The organism is Carnobacterium sp. (assembly GCF_049673005.1).
Classification (GTDB): domain Bacteria; phylum Bacillota; class Bacilli; order Lactobacillales; family Carnobacteriaceae; genus Carnobacterium_A.
The window spans coordinates 70,954-88,194 of the sequence record NZ_JBATXB010000111.1 but is presented as its reverse complement, the minus strand read 5'-3'; the positions used below and the strand labels follow the sequence as shown (position 1 = coordinate 88,194).

General features: G+C 34.6%; 16 protein-coding genes. All 16 read left to right on the top strand.

Features of this window, described 5'->3' with window-relative positions:
* The first annotated feature begins 134 nt into the window (after positions 1-134).
* The 16 genes from rimP (at position 135) to WBF61_RS08385 (ending at position 17,231) form a co-directional block, all read left to right on the top strand.
* Positions 135-608, top strand: coding sequence for a ribosome maturation factor RimP (gene rimP, locus WBF61_RS08460; RefSeq protein ID WP_424255622.1), 474 nt, complete (start codon positions 135-137; stop codon positions 606-608).
* 33 nt (positions 609-641) lie between these two features.
* Positions 642-1,919 (top strand): transcription termination factor NusA, encoded by a 1,278-nt coding sequence (nusA, locus tag WBF61_RS08455; RefSeq protein ID WP_424255621.1) that lies wholly within the window; start codon positions 642-644, stop codon positions 1,917-1,919.
* A gap of 14 nt (positions 1,920-1,933) precedes the next feature.
* Positions 1,934-2,218 carry an RNase P modulator RnpM gene (rnpM, locus tag WBF61_RS08450; protein ID WP_424255619.1) on the top strand — a complete coding sequence of 95 codons (285 nt, stop codon included), beginning with the start codon at positions 1,934-1,936 and terminating at the stop codon, positions 2,216-2,218.
* On the top strand, positions 2,215-2,520 hold the full coding sequence (locus WBF61_RS08445) for a L7Ae/L30e/S12e/Gadd45 family ribosomal protein (RefSeq protein ID WP_424255617.1): 306 nt from the start codon (positions 2,215-2,217) through the stop codon (positions 2,518-2,520). The genes rnpM and WBF61_RS08445 overlap by 4 nt, the downstream gene beginning before the upstream one ends.
* Before the next feature lie 14 nt (positions 2,521-2,534).
* A complete protein-coding gene (infB, locus tag WBF61_RS08440) occupies positions 2,535-4,820 on the top strand; it encodes a translation initiation factor IF-2 (protein WP_424255615.1) in 2,286 nt (761 codons plus the stop codon).
* A 48-nt stretch (positions 4,821-4,868) separates the two neighbouring features.
* A complete protein-coding gene (rbfA, locus tag WBF61_RS08435) occupies positions 4,869-5,219 on the top strand; it encodes a 30S ribosome-binding factor RbfA (protein WP_424255613.1) in 351 nt (116 codons plus the stop codon).
* 148 nt (positions 5,220-5,367) lie between these two features.
* On the top strand, positions 5,368-5,964 hold the full coding sequence (locus WBF61_RS08430) for a hypothetical protein (RefSeq protein WP_424255611.1): 597 nt from the start codon (positions 5,368-5,370) through the stop codon (positions 5,962-5,964).
* A gap of 95 nt (positions 5,965-6,059) precedes the next feature.
* The gene (truB, locus tag WBF61_RS08425; RefSeq protein ID WP_424255609.1) at positions 6,060-6,977 is read left to right on the top strand and encodes a tRNA pseudouridine(55) synthase TruB; all 918 of its coding nucleotides are present in this window, start codon (positions 6,060-6,062) and stop codon (positions 6,975-6,977) included.
* Between the two features lie 15 nt (positions 6,978-6,992).
* Positions 6,993-7,943, top strand: a complete 951-nt coding sequence (gene ribF, locus WBF61_RS08420; protein ID WP_424255607.1) for a riboflavin biosynthesis protein RibF — start codon at positions 6,993-6,995, stop codon at positions 7,941-7,943.
* Between the two features lie 339 nt (positions 7,944-8,282).
* Complete coding sequence (gene hrcA, locus WBF61_RS08415; RefSeq protein ID WP_424255605.1) at positions 8,283-9,320, top strand: heat-inducible transcriptional repressor HrcA; 1,038 nt, start codon at positions 8,283-8,285, stop codon at positions 9,318-9,320.
* A gap of 20 nt (positions 9,321-9,340) precedes the next feature.
* Complete coding sequence (grpE, locus tag WBF61_RS08410) at positions 9,341-9,901, top strand: nucleotide exchange factor GrpE (protein WP_424255604.1); 561 nt, start codon at positions 9,341-9,343, stop codon at positions 9,899-9,901.
* Positions 9,902-9,949: 48 nt separating this feature from the next.
* Positions 9,950-11,776 (top strand): molecular chaperone DnaK, encoded by a 1,827-nt coding sequence (gene dnaK / locus WBF61_RS08405; protein ID WP_424255602.1) that lies wholly within the window; start codon positions 9,950-9,952, stop codon positions 11,774-11,776.
* Between the two features lie 134 nt (positions 11,777-11,910).
* A complete protein-coding gene (dnaJ, locus tag WBF61_RS08400; protein WP_424255712.1) occupies positions 11,911-13,065 on the top strand; it encodes a molecular chaperone DnaJ in 1,155 nt (384 codons plus the stop codon).
* Positions 13,066-13,206: 141 nt separating this feature from the next.
* Entirely contained in the window at positions 13,207-15,033 is a 1,827-nt protein-coding gene (gene lepA, locus WBF61_RS08395; RefSeq protein ID WP_424255600.1) for a translation elongation factor 4, read from the top strand.
* Between the two features lie 243 nt (positions 15,034-15,276).
* Positions 15,277-16,011: a hypothetical protein gene (locus tag WBF61_RS08390; protein ID WP_424255598.1), complete on the top strand. Its 735-nt coding sequence runs from the start codon at positions 15,277-15,279 to the stop codon at positions 16,009-16,011.
* A gap of 59 nt (positions 16,012-16,070) precedes the next feature.
* The gene (locus tag WBF61_RS08385) at positions 16,071-17,231 is read left to right on the top strand and encodes an aminotransferase class I/II-fold pyridoxal phosphate-dependent enzyme (RefSeq protein ID WP_424255596.1); all 1,161 of its coding nucleotides are present in this window, start codon (positions 16,071-16,073) and stop codon (positions 17,229-17,231) included.
* Positions 17,232-17,241 lie beyond the last annotated feature (10 nt).

Genomic DNA, 17,241 nt, shown 5'->3' with positions numbered 1-17,241 from the left:
ACATTGGTTTTGTTGCTATGCTTAGGGATTTGTGTTATTATTTAACTGTATTTAGATATCTTGGTAGAGAGTGAGCGGCGACGCTCACTCTTTTTCGGCAGTCAGGTATATGTATCTAAAAGGAGGCGGTATAGATGACAAGTGTGGTTGAAACGGTTAATGATATTGTCCAACCCATAGTAAACAGTTTTGAATTTGAACTTGTTGATGTAGAATTTGTTAGAGAAGGTAAAAATTGGTTTTTAAGAATATATATTGATAAGCCAGAAGGTATTACTTTGGAAGATTGTGCTTTTATTAGTGAAAAAGTGAGTGAAACAATGGACGCAATGAATCCTGATCCAATACCGCAAGCTTATTTCTTAGAAGTATCTTCGCCGGGAGCTGAAAGACCATTAAAGAAAGAAGAAGATTATATTCAAGCTGTTGGGGAATATATTCATATTTCGTTGTATGAAGCTCTTGATGGTGAAAAAATTTACGAAGGAACATTAAAGCAAGTTTCAGAAGAAACATTGATTTTATCAGTACGTATTAAAACTCGAGTAAAAGATATCGAGTTTGATCGTAAAAAAATTGCAAAAGCTAGATTAGCAATTAAATTTTAAATTAAATGGTTAGTGGACAGGAGAGAAATTGAAATGAGCAAAGAAATGCTAAATGCCCTTGATACTTTAGAGCAAGAAAAAGGCATTGCAAAAGAAATCGTAATTGATGCTCTGGAAGCTGCTTTAGTTTCTGCATATAAAAAAAATTACGGTCAAGCGCAAAACGTAGAAGTTGAATTTGATATGAAGAAAGGCGACATCCATGTTTACGCTGTAAAAGAAGTTGTTGATGTTGTTTTTGATTCACGTCTTGAGGTAAGTTTACAAGATGCGCTAGATATTAACAGTGCTTATGAATTAGGAGATTCCATTCGTTTTAAAACAACTCCTAAAGACTTTGGTAGAATTGCAGCACAAACTGCTAAACAAGTTATCATGCAACGTGTTCGAGAAGCAGAGCGTAACATTATCTATAACGAATTTATTACTTATGAGAATGATATTATGCAAGGGATTGTTGAACGACAAGATCACCGATATATCTATGTAAATCTTGGTAAAATTGAAGCCGTACTGTCTAAGCAAGAACAAATACCGAATGAAGTTTATAAACCACATGACCGTATAAAAGTTTATGTAACAAAAGTTGAGAACACTTCTAAAGGACCTCAAATTTTTGTTAGTCGTAGTCACCCAGATTTACTGAAACGTTTGTTTGAACAAGAAGTTCCAGAAATTTATGATGGTATTGTAGAAATAAAATCGATTGCACGTGAAGCGGGAGATAGAGCAAAAGTAGCTGTTATGTCGAGAGAAGAAAATATTGATCCAGTTGGTACTTGTGTTGGTCCTAAAGGCCAGCGTGTACAAGCAATTGTTAATGAGTTAAAAGGCGAAAACATGGATATTGTTGAATGGAGTACAGATCCTGCAACATTTATAGCGAATGCATTAAATCCCGCACAAGTTATTAATGTAACATTTAACGAAAGAGAAGGCAGTTGTAGGGTTGTTGTACCTGATTATCAATTATCTCTTGCAATTGGTAAGCGAGGACAAAATGCGCGTTTAGCAGCTAAATTAACTGGTTTTAAAATTGATATTAAATCAGAATCAGATGTACAAAGTTCACTTATTGCTGAAGAAGAAGCTGGTTTAGAACGTACTGAAGAGTTTGTTTCTGCAATTGAAGACACAATCAGTACGGAACAAGAAAGCTCTTTAACAGAAGTAATTGAAACAGTTGAAAATCAACAAGATTTTTCAACTGAAATAGAGCTAAACGATGAAGTAGAAGAAGGCATATTAAATTCAGAAGAAGCCGAAGAAATGATTGAGTTGGCTGAAGATGAAGCTGAACACAAAGAATAACAGAGGTGAAAGATATGCAAAAGCGTAAAATTCCAATGCGTAAATGTATTGCTTCAAATGAAATGAAACCTAAAAAAGATATGATTCGTATAGTGAAAAATAAAGAAGGCGAAATCAGTATTGATCCAAGCGGCAAAATGGCAGGACGTGGTGCTTATGTATCAATTGACCCAAAAATTGTTAAACTTGCCTGGGATAAACGTATTTTAGATCGTACATTTGAAATAGCTTTGACAGATTCTTTTTATCAAGAACTATTAGATTATGTCACACGTCAGAAAGCGCGGATGAGTTTATGAATGAAGATCAAAAAGCTCTTAACCTCTTAGGCATAGCGATGAAAGCTGGTAAATTGGTTACAGGTGAAGATTTAACATTAAAAGAAATTAGAAAAGAGCAAGCAAAAATAGTATTGGTTTCTACTGATGCTAGTGAACAAACTAAGAAAAAAATCTCGGATAAATGTCGTTATTATAATATTCCGATAGTTGTTCATTTTACAAAAGCAGAGTTAAGTCATGCAATCGGAAAAGAACGTACGATATGTACAACTTTAGATAACGGCTTTGGGAAAAAAATCCGCGAATTATTATTAAATTAACGGAGGTTGTTAAAATGGCTAATTTGCGAGTATTTGAATTTGCAAAAAAACATGATCTACCTACTAAGAAAGTAATTGAAAAGGCTAAAGAATTAGGAATTAATTATAGTAGTCATATGTCTTCAATGGAAGATAAACAAGTTGCGATGCTAAATGAAACATTTGCTGCAAACAAGAAAAGGAATTCACCTACAATGACAAAACAAGAAGACACACAAAAAAATACAACACAAAAAGGCGGTAAGGGTATAGTAAATAAACAGAATCAATCCAATAGTAATGCAAAACCAAAAACAGATAATACTAAAAAAGCAACGTCAGCAACAAGTCGTCCAGCAGCAAAACCTGCTGAAAAAAAAGCAGCTCCAGTTGTAAAACGTACGACAAATCCAATGGAACAAAAAACAACTGGGAACAGTAACAAACGTGGCGGTTACCGTGGAGCACAAGGTACTCACGGTGGATTTAACAAACGTAAGAGAAAAGGCAAACGTGGAGAAACTAAACCAGTAGCACCACCAGTTCCGCGTAAATTTAAGGAGTTACCAGATGTTTTAGTCTACACTGACGGAATGACTGTAGCTGAGATTTCAAAGAAAATTTATCGTGAGCCAGCAGAAATTATCAAAAAACTTTTCCTACTTGGTGTTGTAGCAACGTTAAACCAAAGCTTGACTAAAGATGCTATTGAGCTTCTTGCAGCAGAATATGGTGTTGAGACAGAAGAAAAAGTAAAAGTTGACGTCTCAGATTTAGATGTTTATTTTGATACAGAAATTAAAGAAGAGAATTTAGCAACTCGCCCTCCAGTTGTTACTATTATGGGACACGTTGACCATGGTAAAACAACATTGTTAGACTCTTTAAGAAATACTAAAGTTAGTTTAGGTGAAGCAGGCGGAATTACACAACATATCGGTGCATACCAAGTAACGTCTAACGGAAAGACGATTACCTTCTTAGATACACCAGGGCATGCTGCCTTCACTACAATGCGTGCTCGTGGTGCGGACGTTACGGATATTACTATTATTGTTGTCGCTGCTGATGATGGTGTTATGCCACAAACGATTGAGGCTATCAACCATGCAAAAGCTGCTAAAGTTCCGATTATTGTGGCTGTTAACAAAATTGATAAGCCTACAGCTAATCCTGAACGAGTAATGCAAGAATTAACCGAATATGGTTTGATTCCAGAATCATGGGGCGGAGATACAATATTTGTTGAAATTTCGGCTAAATTTGCTAAGAATTTAGATGAACTATTAGAAATGATTTTATTAGTTGCAGAAGTAGAAGATTTAAAAGCAGATCCTAAGAGAGCTGCGTTAGGTTCAGTAATTGAAGCTCGTCTAGATAAGAGTAAAGGTCCTATTGCCACTTTACTTGTCCAAGAAGGAACACTCCGCGTTGGGGACCCAATTGTAGTAGGAAATACTTACGGACGTGTACGAGTAATGGTTAACGAACTTGGTAGACGTGTTAAAACAGCAGGCCCTTCTGCTCCAGTAGAAATCACTGGTTTGAATGCTGCTCCACAAGCTGGCGATCAGTTTGTTGTATTCGAAGATGAAAAATCAGCTCGTGCAGTTGGTGAAACACGTGCTCAAAAAGCGATGGCTAGCCAACGTCTAACAACTAATCGTGTAACATTAGATAATTTATTCTCAAGTCTAGAAGATGGAGAAATAAAAGAAGTAAATGTTATTATTAAAGCAGACGTTCAAGGTTCATCAGAAGCACTAGCATCTAGTCTACAGAAAATTGAAGTTGAGGGTGTTCGTGTTAAAATAATCCACACAGCAGTGGGAGCTATCAATGAAAGTGATGTTACTCTTGCCGCAGCAAGTAACGCCATCATTATTGGCTTTAACGTACGTCCAACTCCACAAGCTAAAGAACAAGCTAGTCAAGAGAAAATTGATATTCGTCTACACCGTATTATTTATAATGCTATTGACGAAATTGAAACAGCAATGAAAGGTATGTTAGATCCAGAATATGAAGAAAAAGTTACAGGACAAGTAGTTGTTCGTGAAACGTTTGCCGTTTCTAAAGTAGGAACAATTGCTGGTGGATTTGTAACAGATGGTCATATTTCTCGTAACAGCAGTATTCGTTTAATCAGAGAAAATATCGTTATTTTTGAAGGCGAATTAGCTAGTTTGAAACGCTTTAAAGACGATGCAAAAGAAGTTAAAAAAGGCTTTGAATGTGGTTTCATGATTAAAGATTTCAATGACTTAAAAGTTGATGATATTGTTGAAGCATATGAAATGGTTGAAGTTAAACGTAAGTAATCTTTTCATTTTTATTATAAGAAAAGATGAAGAAAGCGAGGAAGAATCATGGCGAATTTTAGAACTGGGCGAGTAGCTCAAGAAATTCAAAAAGAGGTCAATGATATTTTAGTAAAACGCGTGAAAGATCCGCGCGTATCAAACGTTACAATTACGGAAGTGAAAGTAACTGGAGATTTACAACAAGCTACGATTTACTATAGTATTTTATCTGAAAAAGAAAAAGATCTTGAAAGAGTTCAACTAGGTTTAGATAAAGCGACTGGATTGATTCGAAGTGAATTAGGGAAGCGATTGACGTTATATAAAACGCCTGAACTAACTTTTTCATTAGATGAATCTGTTTTATATGGTAGCCGAATTGATGAGTTGTTACGTAATTTAAACAAGAGTGAATAATTATAGAAAAAGTTTTTTGACTTGTTTTTCTAATGGTTATTACTAGCGATTTAATATGGGGCTGAGACAACTGTCTCAGACCCATATTATTTTTTTGCATTAGTATAGTGTAAATTCAATTAATAGTATATTTGGAGGTTAGATAAGAATGAGCTTATACTCATATATTGGAACAGAAGTACAAATAGAGAGTCATCCGTTAGACGATACGAATATTGTTGCGTTAATCGCACGAGATACGTTAGATGCAGGTGTGACAGACGAAATGGTAGTGGACTATATACGAGCTCAAACTAATAATGACGCTGTAACTATTGATCAAATTAGGTTTTATGATAAAGAAGCAGAGATCGTTGGAACATTTGAAGTTTTAGAGATAGTTAAATCGGGAGATATATTAAAGCATTTTAGCACTCCTTACGTTTACCAAACAACAGATTTTCCGGTATGGGAGCCTATTGAAAATGATACAGTTGTTCCTGATGGGTTTACTACAAACGATGTAGAAGACTACTACAAAATGATGGATGAAGCTAGAGCTGTAAATGATAGTCAACAAAAAGGATTTTTATCATTCTTAACGTCTTATTTTAAAGATTCAAATAAGATAGAACTTTACAGTTGTTGGGCTGGCGATGAATTAAATAAAGAACAATACCGACGAACAATTAGCTTTGATAGTGCCATGCGAAATAAAGTGTTATTTGAAATGCGTGAAAAGGAATTTATTAGTGTTACTAAATAAAATGGACACAAAAGTATTGATTGTTTTCATTTTTTATTTATTTCATTAAATTTTGATACATTGTTAGAGTTTTAAAAAGAAAGTAGGGATTTATTTTGGATGGTATTCTTCCATTGTGGAAAGAACGTGGTATGACAAGTCACGACTGCGTCTTCAAGCTCAGAAAAATATTAAAAACAAAAAAAATTGGTCATACTGGAACTTTGGATCCTGATGTTGATGGTGTATTGCCTATATGCATCGGGAATGCGACTAAAGTGGTTGAGTATATGATGGAAACAGGAAAAAGTTATATTGGTGAAATCACTTTAGGTTTTTCGACAACTACAGAAGATAAAAGTGGAGAGATTGTTGAACGACGCGCTGTAGAAAAAACACCTTCAATTGAAGAAATTGATCAAGCAATGGCTAAAATGGAAGGTATTATTACTCAAATTCCACCAATGTTTTCTGCTGTAAAAGTTAACGGGAAACGTTTGTATGAATATGCAAGAGCAGGTGAAATCGTAGAAAGACCAAGTAGAAGCGCAAGAATCAAAAAATTTATCCGAACAACAGCTCCAATTTTGAATGAAGAAGAAAAAACAGTATCTTGGAGATTTGAAGTAGATTGTGGGAAAGGTACCTATGTAAGAACGTTATCTGTAGATTTAGGAGAATCATTAGGTTACCCAGCGCATATGTCAGATTTGACCCGTACTTCAAGCGGAACATTTGAATCAAAAGATTGTTTAACTTTATCTCAAGTAACGGATATAATGAACGATGAAACCATTCAAGAACGATTATTTCCGTTAGAATACGGAATAAAAGAGCTTGATTCAGTTGAAATTGATGAAGAACTTTGGAATAAAGTGAAAAATGGGGCTGTACTACCAAGGACTGTTTTTGGCAATCAAGCTACATTCCCATTAGTTGTTATGTACGAAGGTCTAGCTTGGAGCATTTATGGGAAACATCCCGTTAAGCTGGATAGCGTAAAACCAATTAAAGGACTGAGATCATTTCAATAAAGGAGCTTTTTTAGTATGGAAATTATAAAATTACGTCACCCTTATAAGAAAAGTCAAATTCCTTCTGTGAATGTTGTCATGGCTTTAGGTTTTTTTGATGGAGTCCACAGAGGTCATCAAAAAGTTATCAAACAAGCAAAACAATTAGCAGTAGAAAATAACCTTAAATTGTCCGTAATGACGTTTAATCAACATCCTTCTATTGTTTTTAAAAAAATAGCAGTTGAAGATATGTATTATTTATCATCGATAGAAAAAAAAGAAGCAATTATGAAGGACTTAGGTGTTGATATATTATACGAAATAGAGTTTACTTCATCATTCGCATCACTAGACCCTCAATCGTTTGTTAATCATTACATTGTAGACTTAAATGCAAAGATAGTTGTAGCAGGATTTGATTATACTTATGGAAAAAAAGAGATAGCTTCTATGGAACATCTTCCGAAATACGCAAAAAATCGGTTTGATATCGTGGTAATTGAAAAACAAACGATTAATGATGCTAAAATTAGTTCTACACGTATAAGAAAGGCAATCGATAGCGGAAATATAGCGGAAGCTAATCGTTTGTTAGGGTATACTTATGAAACAACAGGCCGGGTTATTCATGGGGACGCACGTGGTAGACTATTAGGTTTTCCAACGGCTAATATTAATGTGACTAAAGATATACGTATCCCAACCGTTGGCGTGTACGTAGTTGAGATTCTTGTCGGGAATGAACGGTATCAAGGAATGGCATCAATCGGACATAACATTACATTTGAGGCGGGTCGTCCTTTAACTGTTGAAGTCTATATATTAAATTTTGATCAGGATATTTACGGGGAAAAAGTAACGGTCTATTGGTTAGAATATTTAAGAAATGAATGGAAATTCGATTCAATCGAAGCCTTAGTTGAACAACTAAAAAAAGATGAAGAAGATACTAAACTATTTTTTAGAACACGAAACAAAAAATAAAAAAAAGATATCCTTTTATAAGGAAGATGAAATAAACCCAACAGTTAGGTTATCTGATCTAACTGTCGGGTTTATTTACTTTAACGTTTAATTATTTAATTTGACTGAATAAAAATTTGTAGCAAGATTTATTTAGTTTAAACTAATATTTTTCATATAAAAAAGACCTTAAGAAAGCTTTAGTAAGTAAATTAAGCCTTAAGGACTAAATTTTAAATAATAAATAATTTTTTGTATAAAAAAAGTAATAATCGTTGACAGGTATGAATATCTTTGGTAAATTAATACTTGTGTTAGCACTCATCTATCTTAAGTGCTAAATAAAGAGGTGATGTTACTATGTTAACGGAAAGACAAATTCTCATATTAAAATCCATCATTTTTCTCTACACAAATTATGGCACTCCGATTGGATCTAAGACATTAATGAATGAAGCAGGATTGAGTTATAGTTCCGCTACCATTCGTAATGAAATGGTTCGTTTAGAGGAGCTAGGGTTTATTGAAAAAACTCATTCTTCTTCAGGAAGAATCCCTTCAATTAAAGGGTATCGTTTTTATGTTGACCATCTTATCCATCCGATGGAAGTTCAGAAAAAGGATTTGATAACGATAAAGAAATCGTTTAGTAACGATTTTCATCAGTTAGATGAAATTGTTATCCAATCTGCTGAAGTTCTTTCGCAATTAACTAGTTATACCGCTATTTCTTTAGGACCGGAGTTGAAAGATAGCCGATTGACTGGCTTTAGATTAGTTCCGTTAACTGAAAATAAAGTAATGGTGATACTAGTGACAGATAAAGGGCATGTTGAAAATCAAATGTTTTCTTTACCGAAAACAATCCAGCCTAAGGACTTAGAAAAAATGGTGAATATTTTTAATGAACGATTAGTGGGTCATACCTTGATCGAAGTATTTAAAAAACTCGAAACAGAAATTCCTGCATTAATTAATAAGTATGCTAAATCAGCAGCAGGTATTTCTTCAGCACTCGACACCTTTATACTACAAACTGGACGTGATCAGATACATGTAGGTGGAAGAATGAATATGCTAGACTATTCTAACGGAATGAATGTTGAGAAATTCAAATTAATTTATTCTTTAATGGAAGATCAACGTGATTTAGCACATTTATTAACTCCTCCTCAAAGTGGGATTGAGGTTAAGATTGGTCAAGAGCTAGACGATGAACGATTCGAGGGATTTAGCCTGATAACTGCAAGCTATAACGTTATAGGTTATGGAACAGGAATGATTGCTTTGTTAGGACCGACTAGCATGCCTTATTCAAAAATGATTAGCTTAGTCGATGTTTTTAGAAATGAGCTTTCAAAAAAAGTAATGGATTACTACCATTCAATGGAAGATTAATCAAAAAGGAGCGATGTAGGATGAATGAAAATCAAGAAGAAACGAATAAAAACACTAGTGAAGATTCTCCTGAAACCGTTGAAGAAATTCAATCTGAAGAGAGTGACATCATTGAAGAAATTGAAGAAATCGATGAATTAGAGAAAATGAAAAATGATTTAGATGAGAAAGAAGATCAGTATCTTCGTTTACAGGCTGAGTTAGCTAATATGCGTAAAAGAAACCAAAAAGAAAAAGAAGATACTGCTAAGTACCGTTCACAATCATTGGCTACGGAATTATTACCAGTGATAGACAATTTAGAACGTGCTTTGGCCATTGAAGTTACAGACGCTCAAGGCGAGAGTTTGAAAAAAGGATTAGAGATGGTGATGGAGTCAGTCAAAGTTGCCTTGAAAAATGAAGGTATTGAAGTTATTGACCCGTTAAATCAACCTTTTGATCCAAATTATCATCAAGCAATTCAAACAGCACCTCTAGAAGAAGGACAAGAAGCCGATACAGTTGTAAATGTATTTCAAAAAGGTTATTCTTTAAAAGATAGAGTTTTAAGACCAGCAATGGTTATTGTTGCTCAATAAAAGCTCAAATGAAGTAAAATAAACTATAATAAAAAGGGGTAATTAAAAATGAGTAAAATAATTGGTATTGACTTAGGTACAACAAATTCAGCAGTAGCTATTTTAGAAGGTGGAGAAGCTAAAATTATAGCAAATCCAGAAGGAAATAGAACTACACCATCCGTAGTTGCATTTAAAAACGGAGAAATGCAAGTAGGAGAAGTTGCTAAACGTCAAGCAGTTACAAACCCACACACAATTGGCTCTATTAAACGCCATATCGGTGAGTCTGGTTACAGTGTTGATGTTGATGGGAAAAAATACACACCTCAAGAGATTTCAGCAACTATTTTACAATATTTAAAAGGATATGCTGAAAGCTATTTAGGAGAAAAAGTGGATAAAGCTGTTATCACAGTTCCTGCTTATTTCAATGACGCACAACGCCAAGCAACTAAAGACGCTGGTAAAATTGCTGGTTTAGAAGTAGAAAGAATCATTAACGAGCCAACTGCTGCAGCACTGGCATACGGTTTAGATAAAACAGATAAAGAAGAAAAAGTTCTTGTATTTGACCTTGGTGGTGGTACATTTGACGTATCTATCCTTGAATTAGGAGACGGAGTATTTGATGTTCTTTCTACAGCAGGAGACAACCATTTAGGTGGAGATGACTTTGATGAAAAAATCATTGCGTATCTTGCAGAAGAGTTCAAAAAAGATAATGGAATTGATTTGTCAAAAGATAAAATGGCCGTTCAACGTTTGAAAGATGCAGCTGAAAAAGCTAAAAAAGATTTATCAGGTGTTACTTCAACACAAATCAGCTTGCCATTCATTACGGCTGGAGAATCAGGTCCTTTACACTTAGAAGTTAACTTAACTCGTGCTAAATTTGATGAATTAACTTATGATTTAGTAGAACGCACAAAAAACCCTGTTCGTCAGGCTTTAAAAGATGCTGGACTGTCTGCTTCTGAAGTAGATGAAATTATCTTGGTTGGTGGCTCTACTCGTATTCCTGCAGTAGTAGAAGCTGTTCGCAAAGAGACAGGCAAAGAACCAAACAAATCAGTTAACCCTGACGAAGTAGTTGCTATGGGAGCTGCTATTCAAGCAGGTGTTCTTACTGGTGATGTTAAAGATATCGTATTATTAGATGTTACACCATTATCATTAGGAATTGAGACAATGGGTGGTGTGTTTACAAAATTAATCGACAGAAACACAACGATTCCAACAACTAAATCACAAGTATTCTCAACAGCAGCAGATAATCAACCTGCAGTTGATGTACATGTTTTACAAGGTGAGCGTCCAATGGCTACAGATAACAAAACTTTAGGACGTTTCCAATTAACTGATATTCCTGCAGCTCCTCGTGGAATTCCACAAATTGAAGTATCATTTGATATTGATAAAAACGGAATCGTTAACGTACGCGCGAAAGATTTGGGAACTCAAAAAGAGCAAACTATTACAATTAAATCATCTTCAGGTCTATCTGATGAAGAAATTGAACGCATGGTTAAAGATGCTGAAGCTAATGCTGAAGCTGATAAAGCACGTAAAGAAGAAGTTGATTTACGTAACGAAGTAGATCAATTATTATTCCAAGTAGAAAAAACGTTAGGTGAATTAGAAGGCAAAGTAGACGAAGCAGAAGTTAAAAAAGCTGAAGGTGTTCGTGATGAATTAAAAGCTGCTGTTGAGTCTAATGATTTAGAAGCAATGAAAACAAAACGTGATGAATTAAATGAAATCGTACAAGCTTTAACGGTTAAACTTTATGAACAGGCTGCTCAAGAGCAAGCAGAAGCTAACCCTGAAGCTGCACAAAGTGGAGATGACGATGTTGTTGATGCTGATTTTGAAGAAGTAGATGACAACAAATAATCAACAAATAGGATGATAAAGTAAAAGCCAAGGCAAAATGCTTTTGGCTTTTTCTTCTAGATATGATATGCTCTTGAAGTTGAGTTTTAGTAATCGTATTCTATGAAGAGTTATCTTTGTGACGATGGAGGGATATTATGGCAAAAAGAGATTATTATGAAATTTTAGGCGTATCAAAAAGTGCTACAGATCCAGAAATTAAAAAAGCGTATCGTAAACTATCAAAACAATTTCATCCAGACATAAATAAGGAAGCAGATGCAGATGCAAAGTTTAAAGAAATCACTGAAGCGTATGAAGTACTAAGTGACGGAAATAAACGAGCTGCATATGACCAATACGGTCATGCCAGTACCGATCCTAATTTTGGTAATGGTGGCGGAGGATTTGGTGGAGGATTTGGCGGCGGCGGTTTCGGCGGCGGAGGATTTGAAGATATCTTTGAATCTTTCTTCGGTGGCGGAGGTCGTACAGCTAATCCTAATGCTCCAAGACAGGGAGAAGATTTGCAATATCGAATGGACTTAGAATTCGAAGAAGCCATCTTCGGTAAAGAAGCAACCATCCAATACAATAGGGAAGCAGAATGTAAAACATGTCATGGAGATGGCGCTAAGCCTGGAACACACCCAGTAACTTGTACTAAGTGTCATGGTGCAGGAACATTAAATGTAGAGCGCAATACACCTCTTGGTCGTGTAATGACTCGTCAGACATGTGATGTTTGTGGAGGAAAGGGTAAAGAAATTAAAGAAAAATGTCCTACTTGTTACGGTTCTGGTCGTTCTAAAGAAAAGCATTCTGTAAAAGTAACCGTTCCAGCAGGTGTTGAGGATGGAAATCAGATGCGACTAAATGGTCAAGGAGAAGCCGGGAAAAATGGTGGACCGTATGGAGATTTATACGTTGTTTTCCGGGTGAAATCTAGCGATTTATTTGATCGTGATGGCTCAGAAATTTACTATGAACTACCAATTAGCTTTATACAAGCCGCCTTAGGTGATGAGATAGAAGTACCTACTGTTCACGGTAAAGTTAAACTAAAAATCCCAGCAGGAACTCAGACAGGTACTAATTTTAGGTTGAAAGCTAAAGGAGCTCCGCGTTTAAGAGGGGCTGGTAACGGCGATCAACACGTTAAAATAAAAATAATTACACCAAAAGATTTATCTTCAGAACAAAAACGAATTTTACGCGATTTTGCAAAAGAAAGTGGCATTGAAGTAACCGAACAAGATGAATCACTTTTTGGGAAAGTAAAAGATGCTTTTAAAAAAGATTGGAAATAAAAACAATGAAAAGAAGTCTAGGTATCTAGGCTTCTTTTTTCGTTGAAAGCAGTTATTCTAAACATTGTAATTAAGGCATTTGACTGTTATAATTTAAAGTGACACTTTTTGGAATAAAACATGGAAGTAGGCATTAATTAAATGAATAAAAAAGAATTAATTGAAAGACAAAAAAATATGCGAAATTTTTCTATAATCGCTCATATTGACCATGGTAAATCTACTTTAGCAGACCGTATTTTACAAATGACGCGCACAGTAGCAGATCGTGATATGCAAGAACAACTTTTAGATTCAATGGATTTAGAGCGTGAAAGAGGAATAACAATTAAATTAAATACTGTAGAGTTAAATTATGCAGCTAAAAATGGTGAAAATTATACTTTTCATTTAATTGATACTCCAGGACACGTCGACTTTACGTATGAAGTTTCAAGGAGTTTAGCCGCTTGTGAGGGAGCTATACTTGTTGTAGATGCTGCACAAGGGATTGAAGCTCAAACGTTAGCTAATGTTTATTTAGCTTTAGATAACGAATTAGAAATCCTTCCGGTTATAAATAAAATTGATTTACCTGCTGCGGATCCTGAAAGAGTCAGACAAGAAGTTGAGGACATCATTGGACTAGATGCAAGTGAGGCTGTATTAGCTAGTGCTAAAATTGGTTTAGGTATCGAAGATATTTTAGAGCAAATTGTTGAGAAAGTTCCAGCTCCTGATGGTGATTTAGATGCCCCATTGAAGGCATTAATTTTTGACTCAGCCTATGATTCCTATCGTGGTGTGGTTTTAAATATACGCGTGATGGATGGTATTATTAAGACAGGCGACACAATGAAATTAATGAATACGAATAAAACATTTGAAGTTGCGGAAGTTGGCGTTTTCTCACCTAAACCAATCAAAAGAGACTTTTTAATGGTTGGTGATGTAGGCTATGTTACAGCTAATATAAAAACTGTCCAAGATGCACGTGTTGGGGATACAATAACATTAGCAAATAATCCAGCGTCAGAAGCATTGCCTGGCTATAGAAAAATGAACCCTATGGTCTATTGTGGTATGTATCCAGTTGATTCATCACGTTTTACTGATTTACGTGAAGCCTTAGAAAAATTAGAGCTGAACGATGCGGCTTTACAATTCGAAGCAGAAACTTCACAAGCATTAGGATTTGGTTTCAGGTGTGGATTTTTAGGACTTCTACACATGGATGTAGTTCAGGAAAGACTTGAAAGAGAGTTCAATTTAGACCTCATTACAACAGCGCCTTCAGTTATCTATCATGTCAATTTAACGAATCAAACCCAATTAGTGGTTTCAAACCCAGCAGACATGCCAGAACCTGGTGTTATTGAGTCTATTGAAGAACCTTACGTAAAAGCGAATATTATGGTGCCAAATGATTATGTAGGAACGGTTATGGAGATAGCACAACACAAACGAGGCAACTTTATTGCGCTAGATTATTTAGATAACAATCGAGTTAATGTTGTTTATGAAATTCCTTTGTCTGAAATCGTGTATGATTTCTTCGATAAACTAAAATCTAGTACTAAAGGCTATGCTTCATTAGACTATGAGATGATAGGTTATAGAGTTAGTCGTTTAGCGAAAATGGATATCCTCTTAAATGGAGAAAATGTAGATGCGTTAAGCTTTATAGTTCATAATGACTTTTCTTATAATCGAGGGAAAGCTATCGTTGAAAAATTAAGAAGTATTATTCCTCGACAACAGTTTGAAATACCAATTCAAGCGGCAATAGGTAGCAAAATACTTTCTCGTTCGACAATTAAAGCATTACGTAAAGATGTAACGGCTAAGTTGTATGGTGGAGATGTAACACGTCGCCAAAAATTACTGAAGAAACAAAAAGCTGGTAAAAAACGAATGAAACAAGTCGGATCTGTTGAAATTCCACAAGAAGCGTTCATGTCCGTTCTTAAGATAGACGACGATAAATAAACCGTCCTATCAAGGTTTAACGTTTAATTAAATACTAGAATAACAACATTTGTCTACCATTTGCCTACCGAAGAAATTTTAACTATTCTAAGATGAAACATGCTTTTTTGTAAAAAACTACTAATAAGATCACAAAATCTTTATTAGTAGTTTTTTCTTTTTGAGCAATAAACATAAAAATATATCTTGTTTACCTATTTAGTTTATTATAATTTTTGATAAATAACGAAAGAGGTATTGCAAATGGATTTTATAATTAGTTTATTATGTGTTATGGGATTTACCCTAATCCACTATTCCTCAAAATATATGCGGTTTGCAGATAAAGCGCCTCGTAGTAAGTTTTTATCTTTTTCTGGCGGTGTTGCGGTTTCTTATGTTTTTGTTGATTTATTACCAAAGTTAAATGACTATCAATTAATTTTATTAGATCGTTTAGAGAACAGTATTTGGAGACATATAGAAAATCATATTTATATTATTGCATTAGTAGGGTTAGTCTTATTCTATACTTTAGAGCGTTTAGCAAAAAGTTCTAAAAATAATTTACAATTAAAAGAAAAAACTAAAGCAGATGCATCTGTTTTTTGGATTCATATGAGCGCGTTTTTTATCTATAATGCAATTATTGGCTACCTTTTAGTTAAAGAACAGTTTGATAATTCCTATGGCATATTTTTTTATTTCATTGCACTGAGTGTTCATTTTATAACAAATGATTGGTCCCTTAGAAGAGACCACATAAAAGTATATGATCAATACGCGAGGTATCTTTTAGCAATAGCACCTATTTTTGGGTGGCTTGTAGGTGTACTAACTGAAGTAAATGAATTCGTATTATCAATACTACAGGCATTTATAATAGGTGGAATTATTTTAAATGCTTTAAAAGAAGAATTACCAGAAGAAAAAGAAAGTAGTTTGACCAGCTTTTTATTGGGCGTAATAGGCTATACATTATTGCTCCTGCTCATTTAAACAGAGAATGGGTTTGCAAAGCGATTGAAAAATACTATTATATTTTGAGGAGGAAGACTATGTCTAGCAATCTAAATGAACAATTAACCCTGATACAACCTTCTTCGATCTTAAAGTTTGATGCAGAAGTTTCACTAATTACTGGAATAACGAAATTAACTTTAGGAGAACCTGATTTTAATACTCCGGAGCACATTAAAATAGCTGGAATGGATGCTATTAAAAATAATCATACACATTATGCACCAACCGCAGGTGAATTACCTTTACGAGAAGCGGCTTCATCTTTTTTAAAAGAAAAGTATGACTTAAGTTACAATCCCAAATCAGAGATTTTAGTTACAGCAGGTGCTACAGAAGCAATTTATACGGCATTATTTGGAATCTTAAATCTAGGCGAAAAAGTTATTATTCCTACACCTATTTTCCCTGGATACATACCTGTTACTATACTTAGCAGATGCACACCTATTTTTATTGATACCTCTAGTAATCATTTTGTTTTATCTCCAGAAATGGTTCAACAAGCTTTGTTGGAGCATGGAGAAAGTGTAAAAGCGGTTGTGTTAAACTATCCTAATAATCCTACAGGCGTTACTTATACAAGGGACGAGGTTATTAATTTAGCTAATGAGTTGAAAAAACATGACCTCATTGTTTTAAGTGATGAAATATATAGTGAGTTAACTTATAGTGGTACACATGTTTCAATCGCTAAATTTATCCCTGATCAAACGTTAGTGATAAATGGTGTTTCAAAATCTCATGCTATGACAGGTTGGAGAATTGGTTTACTTTGTGGACCAGCTAATTTAATTCAAGAAATTAATAAAGTACACCAGTTTTTAATAACTTCTACAGCTACTATGGCACAAAAAGCAGCATTAGTTGCATTTAGAGATGGTAAAGATGATGCGCAGCTTATGAAAGTTGAGTATCTAAAACGACGAGACTATGTTTATGATTGTTTACAAAAACTTGGATTTACTTGTCCTAAACCAAATGGAGCTTTTTATTTATTTGCTAAAATACCTAGTGGTTACATTCAAGATAGCATGGATTTCTGTTTAGATTTAGCAAAAAAAGGTAAAGTAGCTTTCATTCCTGGAGATTCATTTGGTCCAGGTGGTGAAGGGTATGTTCGTATTAGTTATGCTGCTAGCATGGCTACTCTAATAACAGCAATGGAAAAATTAGCAGAATATATGGGGAATAATTAGATAGTTTAAA

Excerpts from the sequence above, each read along its gene's own strand:
- hrcA (WP_424255605.1), top strand. The coding sequence starts at position 8,283 with ATGTTAACGGAAAGACAAATTCTCATATTAAAATCCATCATTTTTCTC.
- infB (WP_424255615.1), top strand. The coding sequence starts at position 2,535 with ATGGCTAATTTGCGAGTATTTGAATTTGCAAAAAAACATGATCTACCT.
- rimP (WP_424255622.1), top strand. The coding sequence starts at position 135 with ATGACAAGTGTGGTTGAAACGGTTAATGATATTGTCCAACCCATAGTA.
- ribF (WP_424255607.1), top strand. The coding sequence starts at position 6,993 with ATGGAAATTATAAAATTACGTCACCCTTATAAGAAAAGTCAAATTCCT.
- grpE (WP_424255604.1), top strand. The coding sequence starts at position 9,341 with ATGAATGAAAATCAAGAAGAAACGAATAAAAACACTAGTGAAGATTCT.
- rnpM (WP_424255619.1), top strand. The coding sequence starts at position 1,934 with ATGCAAAAGCGTAAAATTCCAATGCGTAAATGTATTGCTTCAAATGAA.
- rbfA (WP_424255613.1), top strand. The coding sequence starts at position 4,869 with ATGGCGAATTTTAGAACTGGGCGAGTAGCTCAAGAAATTCAAAAAGAG.
- WBF61_RS08385 (WP_424255596.1), top strand. The coding sequence starts at position 16,071 with ATGTCTAGCAATCTAAATGAACAATTAACCCTGATACAACCTTCTTCG.
- WBF61_RS08390 (WP_424255598.1), top strand. The coding sequence starts at position 15,277 with ATGGATTTTATAATTAGTTTATTATGTGTTATGGGATTTACCCTAATC.
- lepA (WP_424255600.1), top strand. The coding sequence starts at position 13,207 with ATGAATAAAAAAGAATTAATTGAAAGACAAAAAAATATGCGAAATTTT.
- WBF61_RS08430 (WP_424255611.1), top strand. The coding sequence starts at position 5,368 with ATGAGCTTATACTCATATATTGGAACAGAAGTACAAATAGAGAGTCAT.
- nusA (WP_424255621.1), top strand. The coding sequence starts at position 642 with ATGAGCAAAGAAATGCTAAATGCCCTTGATACTTTAGAGCAAGAAAAA.
- dnaK (WP_424255602.1), top strand. The coding sequence starts at position 9,950 with ATGAGTAAAATAATTGGTATTGACTTAGGTACAACAAATTCAGCAGTA.
- WBF61_RS08445 (WP_424255617.1), top strand. The coding sequence starts at position 2,215 with ATGAATGAAGATCAAAAAGCTCTTAACCTCTTAGGCATAGCGATGAAA.